At 70.5% G+C, this 17,172-nt stretch carries 13 protein-coding genes; 8 read left to right on the top strand and 5 right to left on the bottom strand.

Annotated features, from left to right (window positions below; translation table 11 throughout):
• On the bottom strand, positions 1–1,195 hold a 1,195-nt coding region (locus tag ACZ6WN_RS07625; RefSeq protein WP_465863781.1), incomplete at its 3' end, for a HAMP domain-containing protein.
• Positions 1,196–1,419: 224 nt separating this feature from the next.
• Here ACZ6WN_RS07625 and ACZ6WN_RS07620 point away from each other — a divergent pair.
• On the top strand, positions 1,420–3,549 hold the full coding sequence (locus tag ACZ6WN_RS07620; protein ID WP_465863779.1) for a SpoIIE family protein phosphatase: 2,130 nt from the start codon (positions 1,420–1,422) through the stop codon (positions 3,547–3,549).
• Here ACZ6WN_RS07620 and ACZ6WN_RS07615 read toward each other — a convergent pair.
• Positions 3,546–4,388, bottom strand: coding sequence for a helix-turn-helix transcriptional regulator (locus ACZ6WN_RS07615; RefSeq protein ID WP_465863778.1), 843 nt, complete (start codon positions 4,386–4,388; stop codon positions 3,546–3,548). The genes ACZ6WN_RS07620 and ACZ6WN_RS07615 overlap by 4 nt on opposite strands.
• A 102-nt stretch (positions 4,389–4,490) precedes the next feature.
• Between ACZ6WN_RS07615 and ACZ6WN_RS07610 the strand changes: the two genes are divergently transcribed.
• The 5 genes from ACZ6WN_RS07610 (at position 4,491) to ACZ6WN_RS07590 (ending at position 10,544) form a co-directional block, all read left to right on the top strand.
• The gene (locus tag ACZ6WN_RS07610) at positions 4,491–5,249 is read left to right on the top strand and encodes an SDR family oxidoreductase (protein WP_465863776.1); all 759 of its coding nucleotides are present in this window, start codon (positions 4,491–4,493) and stop codon (positions 5,247–5,249) included.
• 43 nt (positions 5,250–5,292) lie between these two features.
• Complete coding sequence (glmU, locus tag ACZ6WN_RS07605) at positions 5,293–6,747, top strand: bifunctional UDP-N-acetylglucosamine diphosphorylase/glucosamine-1-phosphate N-acetyltransferase GlmU (RefSeq protein WP_465863775.1); 1,455 nt, start codon at positions 5,293–5,295, stop codon at positions 6,745–6,747.
• Positions 6,748–6,821: 74 nt separating this feature from the next.
• On the top strand, positions 6,822–7,796 hold the full coding sequence (locus ACZ6WN_RS07600; protein ID WP_357335239.1) for a ribose-phosphate diphosphokinase: 975 nt from the start codon (positions 6,822–6,824) through the stop codon (positions 7,794–7,796).
• Positions 7,797–7,809: 13 nt separating this feature from the next.
• Positions 7,810–8,340 (top strand): putative immunity protein, encoded by a 531-nt coding sequence (locus tag ACZ6WN_RS07595; RefSeq protein WP_465863773.1) that lies wholly within the window; start codon positions 7,810–7,812, stop codon positions 8,338–8,340.
• Between the two features lie 932 nt (positions 8,341–9,272).
• Positions 9,273–10,544: an HNH endonuclease signature motif containing protein gene (locus tag ACZ6WN_RS07590; protein WP_465863772.1), complete on the top strand. Its 1,272-nt coding sequence runs from the start codon at positions 9,273–9,275 to the stop codon at positions 10,542–10,544.
• Between the two features lie 960 nt (positions 10,545–11,504).
• On the opposite strand, the gene ACZ6WN_RS07585 is transcribed toward ACZ6WN_RS07590, so the two are convergent.
• Both ACZ6WN_RS07585 and pepN read right to left on the bottom strand, forming a co-directional pair.
• A complete protein-coding gene (locus ACZ6WN_RS07585; RefSeq protein WP_465863771.1) occupies positions 11,505–12,518 on the bottom strand; it encodes an LCP family protein in 1,014 nt (337 codons plus the stop codon).
• Positions 12,519–12,566: 48 nt separating this feature from the next.
• Positions 12,567–15,002, bottom strand: a complete 2,436-nt coding sequence (pepN, locus tag ACZ6WN_RS07580) for an aminopeptidase N (protein WP_465863770.1) — start codon at positions 15,000–15,002, stop codon at positions 12,567–12,569.
• Between the two features lie 223 nt (positions 15,003–15,225).
• On the opposite strand from pepN, the gene ACZ6WN_RS07575 reads away from it, so the two are divergent.
• Together ACZ6WN_RS07575 and pth are read left to right on the top strand one after the other, a co-directional pair.
• Positions 15,226–15,852: a 50S ribosomal protein L25/general stress protein Ctc gene (locus tag ACZ6WN_RS07575; RefSeq protein WP_465863769.1), complete on the top strand. Its 627-nt coding sequence runs from the start codon at positions 15,226–15,228 to the stop codon at positions 15,850–15,852.
• An 11-nt stretch (positions 15,853–15,863) separates the two neighbouring features.
• Positions 15,864–16,460, top strand: a complete 597-nt coding sequence (gene pth / locus ACZ6WN_RS07570) for an aminoacyl-tRNA hydrolase (protein WP_465863767.1) — start codon at positions 15,864–15,866, stop codon at positions 16,458–16,460.
• On the opposite strand, the gene ACZ6WN_RS07565 is transcribed toward pth, so the two are convergent.
• Entirely contained in the window at positions 16,450–17,046 is a 597-nt protein-coding gene (locus ACZ6WN_RS07565) for a helix-turn-helix transcriptional regulator (RefSeq protein ID WP_465863766.1), read from the bottom strand. The two genes, pth and ACZ6WN_RS07565, sit on opposite strands and share 11 nt — an antisense overlap.
• Between the last annotated feature and the right edge of the window lie 126 nt (positions 17,047–17,172).

The raw sequence follows: 17,172 nt of genomic DNA, 5'->3' as shown, positions 1-17,172 counted from the left end.
ACTTCTGGGACAGGTCGCCGCCGGCCACCGCGGTGGTGACCTGGGCGATGTCGCGGACCTGGTTGGTCAGGTTGGAGGCCATCGAGTTGACCGAGTCGGTGAGGTCCTTCCACCGGCCGGCGACGCCGGGGACCTCGGCCTGGCCGCCGAGGCGGCCCTCGGTGCCGACCTCGCGGGCGACGCGGGTGACCTCGTCGGCGAAGGTCTGCAGAGTGGCGGTCATCGAGTTGAGGGTCTCGGCGAGCTCGGCGACCTCACCGCGCGCGGTGACCGTGATCTGCTGCGAGAGGTCGCCACGCGCGACGGCCTTGGCGACCGAGGAGATCCCGCGCACCTGGGAGGTCAGGTTGGAGGCCATGGTGTTGACCGAGTCGGTCAGGTCGCGCCAGGTGCCGGAGACGCCGCGTACGTCGGCCTGGCCGCCGAGGCGGCCCTCGGTGCCGACCTCGCGGGCGACGCGGGTGACCTCGGCGGCGAACGAGGACAGCTGGCCGACCATCCGGTCGACGGTGTCCTTGAGCTGCGCCATCTCACCGGAGACCTCGATGGTGACGGTGCGGGACAGGTCACCGTTGGCGACGGCGGTGGTGACCTCGGCGATGTCGCGGACCTGGGCGGTCAGCCGCGAGGACATCGTGTTGACCGCGTCGACGAGGTCGCGCCAGGTGCCGGAGGCGTTCCGCACCCGGGCGCGGCCACCGAGCTTGCCCTCGGTGCCGACCTCGCGGGTGACCCGGGCGATCTCCTCGGTGATCGTGGCGAGCTGGGCGACCAGGCCGTTCACGCTCTTGGCAACCAGCAGCGGGTCGCCCTTGAGGGCGCGGGTGCCGTGGCGTACGTCCATCGTCTGGGTGAGGTCGCCCGCGGAGACGGCGGCGACGACCCGGGCGACCTCGGCGGTCGGGCGTGCCAGATCGGAGACCAGCCTGTTGGCGTCCTCGACGGCGCCGGCCCAGGCCCCGCCGCCGATGCTCGGCCGGAGCCGTTCGTCGTGGTGGCCGTCGCGGCCCGCCTCGCGGCGTACGCGGGCGATCTCGCCGGTCAGGTGGGTCAGCCGTTCGGCGATCTCGTTGTGGACCGAGGCGAGATCGCCGAGCGGCCCGTCGACAGGCTCCAGCCGGCCGGTGAAGACGCCGTCGCGCATCGCGGTCATCGCGTCCTTGAGCCGGCGCAGAGCGACCTGATCGACCGTCACCTGCTCGGGGAGAGTGGTTGACCTCGATGCGTCCGCCGATGAGGGCATCCCTGCCTCCTCTCGCGCTGATACACGCTTCTGCTGAAGTGTCGCACTCATCGCCTCACCGTGGCTCACAAATGCCGGTTCACCACCGATTCTGGTAATTCCTTGACTTACCGATCGGTACCTTCCGGTGAAGGTCTCCAATCCGCCGGCAAACGGGTGCAGAATCGGCGGTGGTCATGAGCAACGGAGCGAAGACACTCTCGCGCACCTTCGAACCGGCACCTACGTCGGTCTCCGAAGCGCGCCGTTTCGCCCGCGACGTGCTTGCCGACTGGGGCCTCGACGACCTCCTCGACGACGCCGTCCTGCTGACCAGCGAGCTGGTGACCAACGCCGTCACCCACGCCGGCACGCCCATGACCGTGGCGGTCGTACGCGAGGAGGACCGGCTCCGCATCGACGTCGTCGACCAGCACCCGACCCGGGTGCTCCCGGTCGGTGCGAACGCCCGGCCCGGGACCGGTGAGCACGGCCGCGGGCTGCTGATCACCTCGGCGCTGGCGACGGCCTGGGGGGTGGAGTACCGCCGGGACCACAAGCGGGTGTGGGCCGCCTTCGCGCTGGTGGAGGCGACCCTCGGCGTGGAGTCGCCCAACGGGGGAGTCCCGGAGCGCCAGGGCGTACGCCGCCGGGAGGGCGTGGCCGCGACCGGCCATGATCCCCTGGGGCTGAGCGGGCTCGCCCTCAACCAGCTCGCGCTCGGGGACATCCTCGACCTCGTCGTGGAGCAGACCCGGGAGCGATTCGACGCCGACGGTGCGTACCTCCTGCTCGAGGACGAGATGGAGGACCGGTTCGTGGTGGCGGCGACCAGCGGGGCGGCGCTGTCGATCATGGGGCGGAGCGTGCGCCGTGGTGAGGCCGGTGGGCCGAGTCTCGAGGCGTCGTTCCGACCCGTCGCGATCGCCGACCTGCGGGCGACGCCAGTGGGGCTGCTCAGCGGGCTCGAGCTGCGTTCGCTGGTGACGGCGCCGGTGGCCTTCGAGGGCCGGGTGATCGGCACCCTGGCGGTCGCGAGGAACGAGCCGGGTGCCTTCACGATCAAGGACGGCGCCGAGCTGCAGCGGGTCGCGGACTGGGCCGCGCCGAGCGTCGACCGGGCGTCCACGCGGGCCGCCGACGGTGAGCGGCGTGCCTGGCTGGCCTTCCTGGGGGAGCTCGGCGTGATGCTGTCCGGCTCGCTGGACCTGGAGACGACGACCGCGATGACCGGGCAGGTGGTGGTGCCCCGGCTGGCGACGTGGTGCGGGATCTACCTCAACGACGCCCGGGACCATCCTCGGCTCCAGTTCGCCTGGCACGCCGACGAGCACGAGCTCGACGCGGTGCGGGACGCCTTGGAGCAGGCGGCGGCGGACGACCCCGAGCCTCCGGCCGCGCCCGACGTCGAGGGCGAGGTCGCGATCCTTCCGCTGGAGGCACGCAACCGGGTCATCGGCTGGCTCACCCTCGGGCGGCCCGCCGGTGAGCCGCTGCGCCGCGAGCGCCTGCTGGTGGCGGAGGCCGTGGCCCGCCGGGCGGCGCTGGCGCTCGACAACGCCCGTGCCCACACCGAGCTGCAGGAGATCGGCCGGTCCTTGCAGCGCAGTCTGCTCCCGGCGGTGCTGCCGGAGATCCCGGGCGTCGACATCGGGGTGGGCTACGAGCCCACGGGGGAGTTCAACGACGCCGGCGGCGACTTCTACGACATCTTCGCGCTCGGCGCCGGACGCTGGGGCTTCATGGTGGGCGACGTGTGCGGCATCGGGCCGGAGGCGGCCGCGGTCGCCGGGATGTCGCGGCACACGGTGCGGGCGCTGATGCGGGCCGGCATCCCGATCGCGCCGACCCTGGAGCGGCTCAACGCCGCCATCACCGACGAGGGCCTGCGGGGCCGGTTCATCACGCTCGTGTGCGGAACGCTCGAGGTCACCGCCGCGTCCCGCTTCCGGGTGCGGCTGGTCTGCGCGGGCCACCCGCCGCCGTTCCTCGTCACCCGTGCCCGCCCTGGTGTTCCTGCCCGTCGGGTCGGCCGGCCGCAGGCGCTCCTCGGGGTGCTGGACGCGGTCGACTACATCGAGGAGGAGGTGACGGTGGAGCGCGGTGACCGGCTCGTCGTCGTCACCGACGGTGTCCTGGAGCGGCGCGCCGGGGACACGATGTTCGAGGAGGCCGGGGTCGAGGCCGTCCTCGCCACGGGCATCGACGTGGGCGCGCAGGTCGTCGCCGACCGGCTCCTGCGGGCCGTCACCGACTTCTCCGCCCTGCCGCTCTCCGACGACATGGCCGTCCTCGTCCTCGACCTGGGCAAGGGTGCGGCTTCCTAGGGTGCGCTGAACTCCTCGTGGCCGAGCACCGCGAGCAGCCGGATCTTCTCCTCCGCCTCGCTGCCGGGCACCGGCGTCAGCACCAGCAGGACCTGGCCCATGTCCTGGGTGGTCAGCACCTGGCAGTCGACGTCGATGCGGCCGACCTGCGGATGCAGCAGCGTCTTGTGGTCCTCGAAGCGGTGGGTGACCTCATGGCGTTCCCACAGCTCACGGAACTCCTCCGAACGGGTCTCCAGAAGGCGTACGAGCTCGCCGGCACGACCGCGATCGCCGAGGGCTCCGTAGGCCATCCGCAGGCTCGCCACCAGGCCGCGGCCGTGGTGCTCGTGGAAGTCCGGCGGGTAGACGTCCCGGGTCGAGGGGTCGGTGAACCAGCGGTAGGCCTCGAACCGCTCCCAGCCGGTCAGCGCGGGACGGTCGCCGAAGATCGCGGTCGCGAGCCGGTTGGCGACCAGCGTCTCGCCGAGCGCGGACATGATCATCGCCGGGGTGTCCTCGAGCCGGTCGAGCACGCGCAGCAGCGCCGGCGGGACGTGGCCGTCCTCGAACGTACGCCGCGGGGCGTTGTGGCCGGCCAGCCGGTAGAGGTGGTCGCGCTCGTCGATGGTCAGGCGCAGCGCCCGGGCGAGCGCGGAGAGCATCTGGTCGGAGGGCTGCGGGCCGCGCTGCTGCTCGAGGCGTACGTAGTAGTCGGTCGACATCCCGGTCAGCGCCGCGACCTCCTCGCGGCGCAGGCCGGGCGTGCGCCGGCGGGGTCCGGCGACCAGGCCGACGTCCTGCGGGCGGAGCGCCTCACGGCGGCGTCGGAGGAAGTCGGCGAGCGAGGCACGGTCCATGGCATCCATCATGCGGGGTGGGCCCGGCGGCAACCAGGGACCGGCGATCCCACGATCCTCAGGTCTCTCCCGCGGACGGTGCCGGCGCCGCAGGGTGGAGGCATGAACATCACCGGAAACACCGTCTTCGTCCCCGGAGCCACCTCGGGGATCGGCCTCGCGCTGGCCCTGCGCCTGAAGGCGCGCGGCAACACCGTCATCATCGGTGGCAGGCGTACGTCGCTGCTCGCCGAGCTGGCTCAGGAGCACGGCCTCGACACCGTCCGCATCGACACCGCCGATGCCGCCTCGATCGCGGAGGCGACGGCCGACGTCGTCGCCCGCTTCCCGGAGCTGAACGTGCTCGTCGCGATGGCCGGGATCATGCGCCCCGAGGACTGGACCGCGCCGGGCTTCCTCGCCGATGCGGAGGAGACCGTGGTGACCAATCTGCTCGGTCCGATCCGGCTCATCGACGCGCTGGTGCCGCACCTGCGGGGGCGTCCCGGCGCCACGATCCTCACCGTCTCCTCGGGCCTGGCCCACACGCCGCTGCGGTTCACGCCCACCTACAACGCCACCAAGGCGGCGATCCACCAGCTCTCCGAGTCGATCCGGATGCAGCTGGCGCCGATCGGGATCCAGGTCACCGAGCTCGTCCCGCCGGCGGTCCGCACGGCCCTGATGCCGGGCCACGAGAGCGCCGAGCACGCGATGCCGCTCGAGGCGTACGTCGAGGAGGTGATGGCGCTCCTGGAGGCGTCTCCTGAGGCCCATGAGGTGCTCGTGGAGCAGGTCAAGCTGCTGCGCTACGCCGAGGTCCGCGGCGACTACGAGCAGATCGTCGGGGTTCTCAACACCGCCGAGGAACGGGTCCGCTGACCCCGGATCGGTTGCCGGGAACGGCGGCCTAGACTGAGCCAACATGAGCGAGCTCACCGTGATCGTGCTGGCCGCCGGCGGCGGCACCCGGATGAAGTCCAAGACTCCCAAGATGCTCCACCAGATCGCGGGCCGGAGTCTCGTGGGCCATGTCCTGGCCGCGGTCTCGGAGGCCGGGGCGTCCCGAGTCGTCGCGGTCGTGGGGCACCAGCGGGAGCTGGTCGAGCCCCACATCGCCGAGATCCTGCCCGAGGCCGTGATCGCGGTGCAGACCGAGCAGCTCGGCACGGCCCACGCCGTGCGGGTGGCGGTCGAGGCCGGGGCGGTCTCCGGCGGGACGGTCCTGGTGACGTACGGGGACACGCCGCTGCTGCGCGGTGAGTCGCTGCGCGCGCTGGTGGCCGACCACGAGGCCGCCGGGCGGGCCGCGACGATCCTGAGCGGGATCGTGCCGGAGCCCTTCGGCTACGGCCGAATCCTGCGTGGCGACGACGGGGTCAGCGGGATCGTCGAGGAGAAGGACGCGACCGACGAGCAGCGGGCGATCACCGAGATCAACTCGGGGATCATCGCCTTCGACGGCCGCTTCCTGGCCGAGGTGCTGCCGCGGATCGGCAACGACAACGCGAAGAAGGAGTTCTACCTCACCGACGCGATCGCGCTGGCGGTCTCCGACGGTCTCGGGGTGGACGCGTTCGTCCTCGACGACGTCAGCGAGGCCGAGGGGGCGAACGACCGGGCCCAGCTCGCGGCCCTGGGGAAGATCCTGAACGAGCGGATCGTGACCCGGTGGATGAAGGACGGGGTCACGGTGATGGACCCGGCCACGACCTGGATCGACGCCGATGTCGAGCTCGCGCCCGACGTCACCATCCTGCCCGGCACCCAGCTCATCGGTGCCACCCGGATCGACGAGGACGCGGTGGTCGGCCCCGACTGCACGCTGAAGGACACCGAGGTCGGCCACGGTGCCCGGGTGGTGCGTACGCAGGCAGAGCTCGCCGTCGTCGGACCGGGTGCCAACGTCGGACCGTTCTCCTACCTGCGTCCGGGCACCGTGCTCGGCGAGGAGGGCAAGATCGGCGGCTTCGTCGAGGTCAAGAACTCGACCATCGGGCCCGGCGCGAAGGTGCCGCACCTGTCCTACGTCGGCGACGCCACGATCGGTGAGGGGTCCAACATCGGGGCCGGCACGATCTTCGCCAACTACGACGGAGTCAACAAGCACAAGACCCGGATCGGGCGCCACGTGAAGTCGGGATCAGGTGTGACCTTCGTCGCCCCGGTGGTCGTCGGCGACGGTGCGACGACCGGTGGCGAGGCCCTCATCCGGGAGGACGTTCCGCCCGGTGCGCTGGCTGTCTCCGCAGGTCAGCAGCGGATCATCGAGGGGTGGGCACTGGCGAAGAGGGCAGGCACACCGCAGGCGGCCGCGGCCGAGGAGGCACTCGAGTCGGGCGTACTCATCCTCGGTGAACCCTCGGCGACCGGCGAGTAACCGCCGGGGTTGGGTGCGACGGCGATGTTGGTGGAGAATCCAAGTGCAGTGACCCCGGGGGTAGGAGCCAGCACATGACCAAGCGCACCACCGAGAAGCAGTTGATGCTCTTCAGCGGCCGGGCTCACCCGGTCCTCGCCGAGGAGGTCGCCGACCTTCTGGGAACGAAGCTGACGCCGACCTCGGCCTACGACTTCGCCAACTCCGAGATCTACGTACGCTACGAGGAGTCGGTGCGCGGCTCGGACGCGTTCGTCATCCAGTCGCACACGGCGCCGATCAACCAGTGGCTCATGGAGCACCTGATCATGGTCGACGCGCTCAAGCGCGCCTCGGCCAAGCGGATCACCGTCGTGATGCCGTTCTGGGGCTACTCCCGCCAGGACAAGAAGCACCGTGGTCGGGAGCCGATCTCGGCCCGTCTGGTCGCCGACATGTTCAAGACCGCGGGCGCCGACCGGATCATCTCCGTCGACCTCCACGCCGACCAGCTCCAGGGCTACTTCGACGGTCCCGTCGACCACCTGATGGCGCTGCCGCTGCTGACCGACTACATCAAGGACAAGTACGGCTCGCAGCCCCTCGCCGTCGTCTCGCCCGACGCGGGCCGGATCAAGGTCGCCGAGCGCTGGGCGGCCCGGCTCGGTGGGGCCCCGCTGGCCTTCATCCACAAGACCCGCGACATCAACCGGCCCAACGAGACCGTCGCCAACCGCGTCGTCGGCGAGGTCAAGGGCCGGATCTGCATCCTCACCGACGACATGATCGACACCGGCGGCACCATCGTGAAGGCCGCCGACGCGATCATGGCCGAGGGGGCCGCCGGCGTGATCATCTGCGCCACCCACGCGATCCTCTCCGACCCGGCCGTCGACCGGCTGAAGAACTCCACCGCCACCGAGGTCGTCATCACCAACACCCTCCCGGTGCCGGAGGAGAAGCAGTTCGACAAGCTCACCACCCTCTCCATCGCGCCCATGCTCGCCCGCGCGATCCGCGAGGTCTTCGAGGACGGCTCGGTGACCTCGATGTTCGACGGTCACGCCTGAGCCTGCTTCCTCCGTGCCGGCCGATTTCGAGCTGACGACCGACGAGCTGCGGGTCGTCGCCCGGTACGTCGCGGAGACCGCCGCCGAGGTCCTGCCGGTCTTCGAGTCGGCCAGCCCTGGTGACTCTCGTCCGCGTCTCGCGCTCGATGCGGCCTGGGAGTTCGTCGGCGGGGCGAGGCGTACGAAGCTGCAGCGCGTGACCTCCCTGGACGCCCACCGCGCCGCCGCCGAGGCGCCCTCCGAGGCCGCGCGGCTGGCGGCTCGCAGCGCCGGTGACGCCGCCGCGGCCGCCTACCTCCACCCCCTCGCCGACGCTGCCCAGGTCGGGCACATCCTGCGTGCCGCCGCCAGCGTCGCCCGGATCGCAGAGATCGAAGCATCGGATGATCCCCAAGCCGCCGCAGCGTCCCTCGACCGTGCCGTCGAGCGCGCGGACCACGTGCTGATCGACGTGCTCGGGCGCTATCCGGCCGTACCGGTAGGCAAGAACCGTGTCGCCGACCTCATGAGCACCCTCGACCGTCGTCTTCGATCCTCTCGCTGACCTGCGTCGGGATGGTGCGGACGTGCCCGGGCCGCTCGTTCGTGCCGGAACCGGGCCTATTTTCGTGGACTCGCCATCGGCGACGTACGCCTTGGCGCGTAACCCTGCCGAGTCGGCGGATCTTGACCGGTGTCTCGCGAAGCGAAGCGAGCGAGCCGGTCAAGATGCGCCGACTCGGCATTCTTTATCCCGAGCCTGTCGAGACCATCTGTCCGGTGACTGTTCTTTCGGGGCTGGTCTGGGTTACCGACCCGATCACGAGGTCTTCTCGATCTGGTCCGGCGTTAAGGAAGGTCTGCGGGCGCCGGGTTGGCCGGAGGCGTTCGGCGGTCTGTGTCGTGGACCGGTGATGGTCGGTGGTCGAGCTTGTCGAGACCACCTGATCCGTGACCGTTTCTTCGTGGCCGGTGCGAGCCGCCGGCCCGGTCTTGAGGGTCTCTCGACAAACCCCGGATTCGAGACGGCCTGCGGGCGCCGGCTTCGCCGGCTGTGTTCGGGGGTCGGTGTCGTGGACCGGTGGTGCCCGGTGGTCGAGCTTGTCGAGACCACCCTGTGCGTGACCGTTCTTCGGGGCTGGCCTGGGCCGCCGACCCGATCACGAGGGTCTTCTCGACGGACCCCGGAGTCAAGGACGGCCTGCGGCCGCCGGCTTCGCCGGCCGCTTCGCGGTCCTGGACACCGGGGCCCGTCGAGAAAAGATTTGGCTGGCTATCGGGGCGGCGGCCCGGGTGTGGCGCAGCGGAATCGTTACTGGGACAGGTGGTGTTGATGGGGAGTGAGAGGTGGCCCTTCGGGCCACTTACCATCCACAGGGACGACGCCGTCCGCTCGCCGCGAAAAGTGTGTCTGATCAGGGAAAATAGATAGCAAAGAGGGCGGTTGAGGCGTAGAATCAGACCCATCACAACACACCTCTGAGAGGAGGGTAGGCGATGAGCCTCGGCCGCGACATCAACCACTGGGGAACCAACCCCGGTGACGCTATCGACGCTGCCTTGCAGGCCATCGAGACCGCCCTTCAAGAGTTGCTGTCCACCGACCCTGCCTACTGGCGCACCAGCCAAAAGAAGGACCTGCTCGAACGGCTGGAGAAACTCCAAGCGATGCAGGCCGCACTGAAGCTGCGGGTCCTCGCATCTGCGGGCGATATCGCGGAGGAGACCGGTGCCAAGGATGTCTCCGGGTGGCTGCGGGCGGAGCTGTTGGTCGACAAGGGGGTGGCCCGCTCCCAGATCAAGCTCGCTGCTGGTGTCGCCAAGTACGACCTGGTCGCTGCCGGTCTGGCTGAGGGGGTGGTGTCCCAGGACAAAGCCTGGGTGATCACGAAGGCGCTCGATGCCGTCGAGGCCGATCCCGCCGCCAGTGGTGAGCACCTGATCCTGGCGGAGAAGATGCTGGTCGACTATGCCGCCTGGATGACCGCCAACGAGCTCAAGAACGCCGGCCGCCGCATCCTCGCCGAGATCGACCCCGAGAGGTTCGAAGAAGCCGAGGCCAAAGCCCTCCACCGCGAAGAAGAACACGCCGCCCGGCGCACCTTCTTCTCCGCCCGCGACAACGGTGACGGCACCATCGACCTTCACGCGAGGGTATCTCGCGCGGTCGGCATGAGGCTGCGCACCATCCTGGAGTCGTTGGCGCAGCCGCGGAAGCTGTCGGCGGAGAACAAGGGCCGCAAAGCCCCCTATGACCGACTCCTGGGGCAGGCGTTCGCGCGGGTCATCGAGACCTACGACGTCGACCTGCTCCCCAGGCATGGCGGCCACGGGACCACGATGTTCATCACCATGAGCGTGGACGACCTCCGCAAAGACCTCGCCACCGCGGCCCTCGGGTTCGACGGCGAGAAGATCACCGCCGCCGAGGCCCGCCGGATGGCCTGCAACGCCGACCTGGTCCCGGTGGTGTTAGGCACCGACTCCGAGATCCTGGACCTGGGCCGCACCGCCCGCCTCGCGCACCCGATCCAACACCGAGCACTACGGCTCCGCGACAAGTGCTGCCAGGCGGAGGACTGCGACGCCCCCGCCGCCTGGACCGAGGCTCATCACCTGAAACCCTGGTCCGAAGGCGGCCGAACCAACCTGGCCAACATGGTCCTGTTGTGTCCGAGTGATCATCACAGGATCCACGCCGCCGACTACACCTATGAGCGGCTCCCCGACGGGCAGATCCGGTTCACCCGCCGCACCTTGACCGGCTGATCCGGGCGGGTGGCGCCGCCGCGCCCTCATCCTTCCAGCCCATCGGGCGACGATCGCTGGGCTGTGCCTGCGCCCCGTCGGATTGTGCCGCTCAGCCGGGTGGCCTACCCCGTGGCCTGTGGGTATTGCGGGCGGCGCTGATCGGGCTCGTCCCGGTGCCGCTGTATGTCGGCACTGCCTGCCGGTGGTGCGGTGTGTCGGCACTGCCTGCCGGTGGTGCGGTGTGTCGGCACTGCCTGCAGGTGTCGCGGTGGATCGGTGCTGTCTGCTGGTGCTGTCTGCTGGTGCTGTCTGCTGGTGCTGTGGCGCCGGTACGCGGCGTACCGCTGGCCGACTGTTGGTCCTGCCGGCGATCCTGCGCCACCTGACCACGTCCGGCCTGCCCATGCGTTTGATCCCTGGCGGTCTGCCTCGACGGCTGATGATCCTGCCCCGGCCTGCGCCGGCGGCCTGTTTGGGGCCGCGTGGGCAGCAGGGGTTGAGGCAGCTTCGGCTCCCGCGCCAGGGTCATCGTGGCCCGGCTGGCGACCCGGCTTGTGAAGCCTTCACAAGGTGTCATCGTCTTGTAAAAGCACCATGCACACACCAGGCCGCCAGGACTCCTCGACCCACGGTCCCCAAGCCCGTACCCAACCCAAAAACCTCTGCGCCAAACCCCGCCGCCGACCCGATAACCAGCCAAAATTCTCGACGGCTCCCGGTGTCCAGGACCGCGAAGCGGCCGGCGAAGCCGGCGGCCGCAGGCCGTCCTTGACTCCGGGGGCCGGCGAGAACACCCTCCGTAACGGGTCGGCGGCCACCCGGCCATCGAGACACCCCGACCCCGAAACCGGGCCCATCGGCAACCCAGCTACCGACTCAGCCCAGAGAGCGAGCCACAACCCTCGGCAGCCCCCGTAACCCAGGCGGTCCCTGAGACGAAGCGACCGCCAAAGCCAGAACCCAGCAACCCAGCGAGCCTCAGCTCACCGTCTTGCCCGTCACCGCCTCAGGATTCTGGGCGAGCCACGCCTCCATCTCGTCCTCGCGCATGGCTGTCCAGAGCTGGTGGCCCTTGCGCTTGTCGAGATGGACGACGCTCTGTGCACCCTCCCTGCCGAGGCCTGCGACGGGGGCGGTGAAGAAGGTCAGGTCCTCGGAGGGGATCCGGGCGAGATCGAGGGCCAGTCCGCGGAGGTCGCCGCCGGAGAAGCCGGAGTCGACGGTGAGGTGGCGGGTGATGATGTCGAGGAGGTCGTAGGCCTTCTTGGGGTTCTTCGGGTCGACGCTCTGCCTCAGGCCGCGGAGGATGGAGCGCAGGACGTACTGCTGGCGCTTCACGCGGTCCAGGTCGCCGCCGGGAAGGCCGTAGCGCTGGCGTACGTAGAGGAGGGCCTCCTCGCCGGTGAGCAGATGCGTGCCCTTGGTCCAGGTGCGGTGGCGCGCCGAGTCGTGGACGGTCTCGGGGACGTAGACCTCGACGCCGCCGAGGAGGTCGCCGATCTCCTCGAAGCCGGCCCAGTCGACCCAGGCGACGTGGTCGATGCGTACGCCGGTGAGCTTCTCGACGGTCTGGACGCTGAGCCGCGGGCCACCCTGGGAGAAGGCGGCGTTGACCTTGGCCTTGCCGTGGCCGGGGATCCGCACCCACGAGTCCCGCGGGATCGAGACGACCGAGGCCGAGCGGCGGTCCGCGCTGAGGTGGAGCAGCATCATCGTGTCGGCCCGCTGCTCACCGGGCGTCCAGGACGCGGTGGCCTCGCTGCCGGTGGTGGCCTCGCCGCCGGTGCGCCCGTCGGTGCCGAGGAGCAGGATGTTCAGCGCCCCCGCAGCGTCTCCGGCCGCCTCGGGACGCTCCCCGAGCCCGCCGAAGACGTCCACGGTCCGGACCTGGCGGTCGAGCCGGTGGGCGAGGTACCAGCCGGTGCCGGTGACGGCGCCGACGAGCACGACGAATGCGATCCCGATGCCGAGCCAGATGCGCGTCTTCTTCATGGCCGTCCTCAGTGGTGGGGGTCGAGGGCGCCTAGAGGCTAGTGGTCGCTACACGCGGTCGTCGAAGTGGTCCTCCCAGGAGCGCCGCAGGATCGTCGGTACGTCCCCGGCCAGGGCCGTGCGCAGCGCCTCGAGCTGATCGGCATCGAGAGCGATCCGCGGAAAGGCGCGCCCGACCTCGATGGCGAAGGCCTGACCACGGGTGGCCAGGGCCGGCGCCTCGGCGAGATAGGCGGTGACGTAGGGACGCAGCAGATGCGCCTGCTCGGCGATCCACATCCCCGATGCCAGCGCCCCGAAGCGGCGGTTGTCGACGCCGGGGGCGAGCATCGCCTCCCAGGCCGCGTCCTTCGCGCTGGTCGAGGGGCGGGCGGCGAGGGCCCGGAGCGCCCCGAGGTCTCCCTCGGCGGTGCCGTCCCGATCGCGCTCGGTCGCGATGAAGCGCGCGTCGGCCTCACCGAGGGAGGCGAGACGGACGATCGCCGCCCAGCGGGTGGTCGGCAGCAGCGGGATCGTGACCCCGACCTTGTCGGCGTCCAGCCAGCCGCGCAGCAGCCCGGCGTCCGCGCTGGTCCCGGCCAGGGCCGCTGCCCAGGCCAGCGCCCGCTGCTCGTCGTCGGCGGACGCCGCCAGGCCCGCGGCGGCCGCGGCGGCGACCCGTGCCACCGCGCCCGCCGCGCGCGAGGCCGGCACCCGGTGCGGGATCACCACCGACCGGGCCTCGGCGAGCACACCCTCGATGATGTCGGCCCGGGTCTCCGCGGGCAGGTGGTTCTCGACCAGGTCGAGGTAGTCGTCGGCCGAGAGCTCACGCGATCGCACCCGGAGGGCGGTGGCCGACCAGAGCACGGCACGTACGAGCGGGTCCTCGAGCCGGGAGAGCCCGTCGGAGAGCGCCTCCCACGAGCCCGGGTCGAGGCGGAGCGCCGCGAAGGTCTCGCCGCCGGCGTTGGGTACGACGACGAGCCCGGCGAGCTCCGGCAGCGGCACCGGTTCGTCGCCGAGCTCGACCCGCTTGCGTCCGACGAGCCGCAGCGAGGAGTCGTAGCCGGCGACGGTGAACGCGTGCGGCCGGCTCCCCTCGCGCTCCAGGACCGGGACGTCCCCGTCGCGACGCACGGACACCGTGTCGAACCCCGGGCGCCGCAGCCAGGCCTCCACCCACCCGCGTACGTCCTTCGGCGAGCTCGCCGCGAGCGACTCGACGAAGTCGGCCAGCGTCGCGTTGGCGAAGCGGAAGCGGGTCAGGTGACGGTTGACCCCGGCCATGAACTCCTCGTCACCGAGCCAGAAGGCGAGCTGCACCAGGCAGGCCCCGCCCTTGGCGTACGAGATGCCGTCGAAGATGGTGGCGGCGGTGTCCACGTCGGGTACGTCGACGGCCAGCGGCGCCACCGGATGGGTCGAGCGGCGCGCGTCGGAGCGGTAGCCCCACGGCTTGCTCCCGATCTCCACCTCGACCCGCAGGTCCGAGAAGCCGGCGCCTGCCTCCGCGACCCGGTAGCCCATGTAGTCGGCGAACGACTCCTGCAGCCAGGTGTCCTCCCACCAGGTCATCGTCATCGAGTCGCCGAACCACATGTGCGACATCTCGTGGGCGATGATCACCGCGCGGAACGCGCGCTGGGTGTCGGTGATCGCGCCGCGGGGCAGCAGCTCGTCACGGTAGGTCACGCACCCCGGCATCTCCTGCGCGCCCCAGTTGAGCCCGGGCACGAAGACCTGGTCGTAGGAGTCGAAGGGATACGGCTCGTCGATGAGGTCGGCATAGTGGGCGAAGCACGCCTCGGACGTACGCCGCAGCTCGTCCGCGTCCCGGTCCAGCTCGGCTGCCAGCGACCGCCGGGCGTGCCAGCCGAAGTTGAGGCTCACGCCGGAGTCGAACACCGCGGTCCAGCGCACCGAGTGCCACGGCCCGGCGGCGACGACCAGCAGCGCCGGCGGGATCGGGGGAGTGGTGGCGAAGACCCAGCGACCGGCGTCGTGCGAGACGACGGCGCCGTTGGCGAGGACCGTGTCGGCTGGATCGGCGGTGACCGCGACCGCGAACGACGCCTTGAGGTCGTTCTGGTCGAAGCAGGCGAAGACCTTCGAGGCGTTGTCCATGCCCAGGTAGGCGGACACATAGCGCGACCCGTCGACGGGGTCGGTGAACGTGTGCATCCCGTCGCCGTCGGTCGTATACGGCAGGATCGCGGTCACCTCGACCTCGTTGTCCACCTCGGTCGACAGGCCGCTCAGGCCCACCCGCCGACCGTCGTACGCGGCCTCGACCGCCTCCTTGTCGACGACCAGCCCGTTGACGACGAGCGAGACCGAGAGCGCGCCCTTCAGGTCCAGGAACGTCTCGGTGACCGTGGAGCGGAACCGGACCCGGGTGTGGCTCCGGAAGGTCTCGGGACCGGTGACGTCGAGATCGAGGGAGTAGGAGACGGAGCTGAGCACGCCGGCCCGGGTGCGGGCCTCGTCGAGTGTGAGGGACACGACCTCCAACGTACGTCCTCGCAGGTCAGCACGCGCGCGCATTTCGCTGTGAGCGTGACCCGGGGATAGTCTGTGGCAGTTGCCTCGGCGAGGGAGCGCCTCGCGCTCCGTGATCGACAAGGTGGACGTCTCTTCGCAGAGACGCCGTGCCTTCGTCGCACGGCCTTCGTTGGACCTGCCGGGCGCCATTGACGTCAGCACCACTCATCGAGGAGTTCAACGCATGTCCAGCGAGAAGATCGTCGCCGAGAAGCGCACCGAGTTCGGCAAGGGTGCCGCTCGCCGCATCCGTCGTGAGAACAAGATTCCGGCGGTCGTCTACGGCCACGGCGCCGACCCGATCCACCTGACCCTGCCGGGCCACGCCACCATGATGGCGCTCAAGAACCACGGTGCGAACGCGCTGCTGGAGCTGGACATCGACGGCAAGAAGCAGCTCGCCCTGACCAAGCAGGTCCAGGTCGACGACGTCCGCCGTGTCATCGAGCACGTCGACTTCGTCGCCGTCCGCGCGGGCGAGAAGGTCACCGTCGACATCGTCATCAACGTCGTGGGCGACGCCGCCTCCGGCACCATGGTCGTCACCGACGCCAACACCCTGACCGTCGAGGCCGAGGCCACCCACGTGCCCGAGAGCATCGAGGTCAGCATCGAGGGTCTCGAGATCGGCACCCAGATCCTGGCCAGCCAGGTCGAGCTGCCCAAGGGCACCACCCTCGTCACCGACCCGGAGACCCTGGTCGTCAACATCACCGAGGCCCGCACCATCGAGGAGCCCGTCGCCGACGAGGCCGCCGAGGGCGAGACCGCTGAGGCCACCGAGGCCGCTGAGGCCGCCGACGCCGAGTGACCTCGGACTCGATGACCGACGGCGTCTGGCTGGTCGTCGGCCTGGGCAACCCTGGGCCGACGTACGCCGGGCACCGTCACAACATCGGCTACCTCGTCACCGACGAGCTGGCCAACCGGCTGGGCGGCAAGTGGCGTGCCCACAAGTCCGGCCGTGCTGACGTCGTGGAAGGGCGGCTCCGGGGAGCGACTCCGGGGCTGCCCGGCCCACGCGTCGTCCTCGCCCGCGCCCGGACCTACATGAACGAGTCCGGCGGGCCGGTCAAGGCGCTCGCGACCTTCTACAAGGTCCAGCCCGACCACGTCATCGCCATCCACGACGAGCTCGACATCGCCTTCGACACGATGCGGGTCAAGCTGGGCGGCGGCGACAACGGCCACAACGGCCTCAAGTCGATGCGGTCCTCCCTGGGCACCGGCGACTTCCACCGGGTGCGCGTCGGCATCGGCCGCCCGCCCGGGCGCCAGGAGGTGCACGACTTCGTGCTCTCCAACTTCTCCACCACCGAGCGCAAGGTGCTGCCGTTCGTGGTCGACACCGCCGCGGACGCCATCGAGACGCTGATCACCGAGGGTCTGGAGAAGACCCAGCAGCGGTTCAACTCCTAGGCGGGCGCAGATACCGGTCGTACGCAGCGACCGCGGCCAGCTGGGAACCGACCCCGAACTTCCGCAGGATCGACTTCACCTGGGTCCGCACCGTCGTCTGGGCCACGCCGAAGCGGGCCGCGATCTCGGCGACGGTGGCCCCGTCGTAGAGCAGCTCGAGCACGTCGTGCTCGCGGACGGTCAGCGAGCGGACGAGATGGTGCATCCGCTCGCGTCCGTCCCGCAGCAGGTGCCACTGCGCGACCAGGCCCTCGATCTCTCCCGGAGTGTGCCAGCGCCGTCCCTCGGCCGCGTCGCGCAGCGTGCCCTCGATCGTGTCCGAGTCCGAGTCGGCCGAGAGCACCGTGACCGCGCCGGCCTCGAGCAGGGCACCCCACAGACCCCCGCGGGGAGCGGTGGTCAGCACCACCCCGGGCAGAGGTACGCCGCGGATCAGGTCGCACACCTCGCTGAGATGGGTCCAGCCGTCGAGGTCGGTGACCATCAGCCAGGCCGAGGGAGCTCCGACCAGCAGCTCGTCCGGGTCCGCGGACGTGGACGCGGTCGCCGTCACCGTGATGCCGCGCTCGTCGAGTGTGACCGTCACGGCATCAAGGGTCATCGTCTCGTCGGCCGAGACGGCGACCCTGAGTCGTACGGTCGAGCCTGCCATGTCTGCCGCGCCGTTCGGTCGTCGTGGGTCCCGTCGGATCTCCCTGGGGGTATAGATATT

Source organism: Nocardioides sp. NPDC054178 (genome assembly GCF_055585005.1).
Note: the sequence above shows the minus strand (reverse complement) of the source record. Positions and strands in the feature narration are given on the sequence as shown.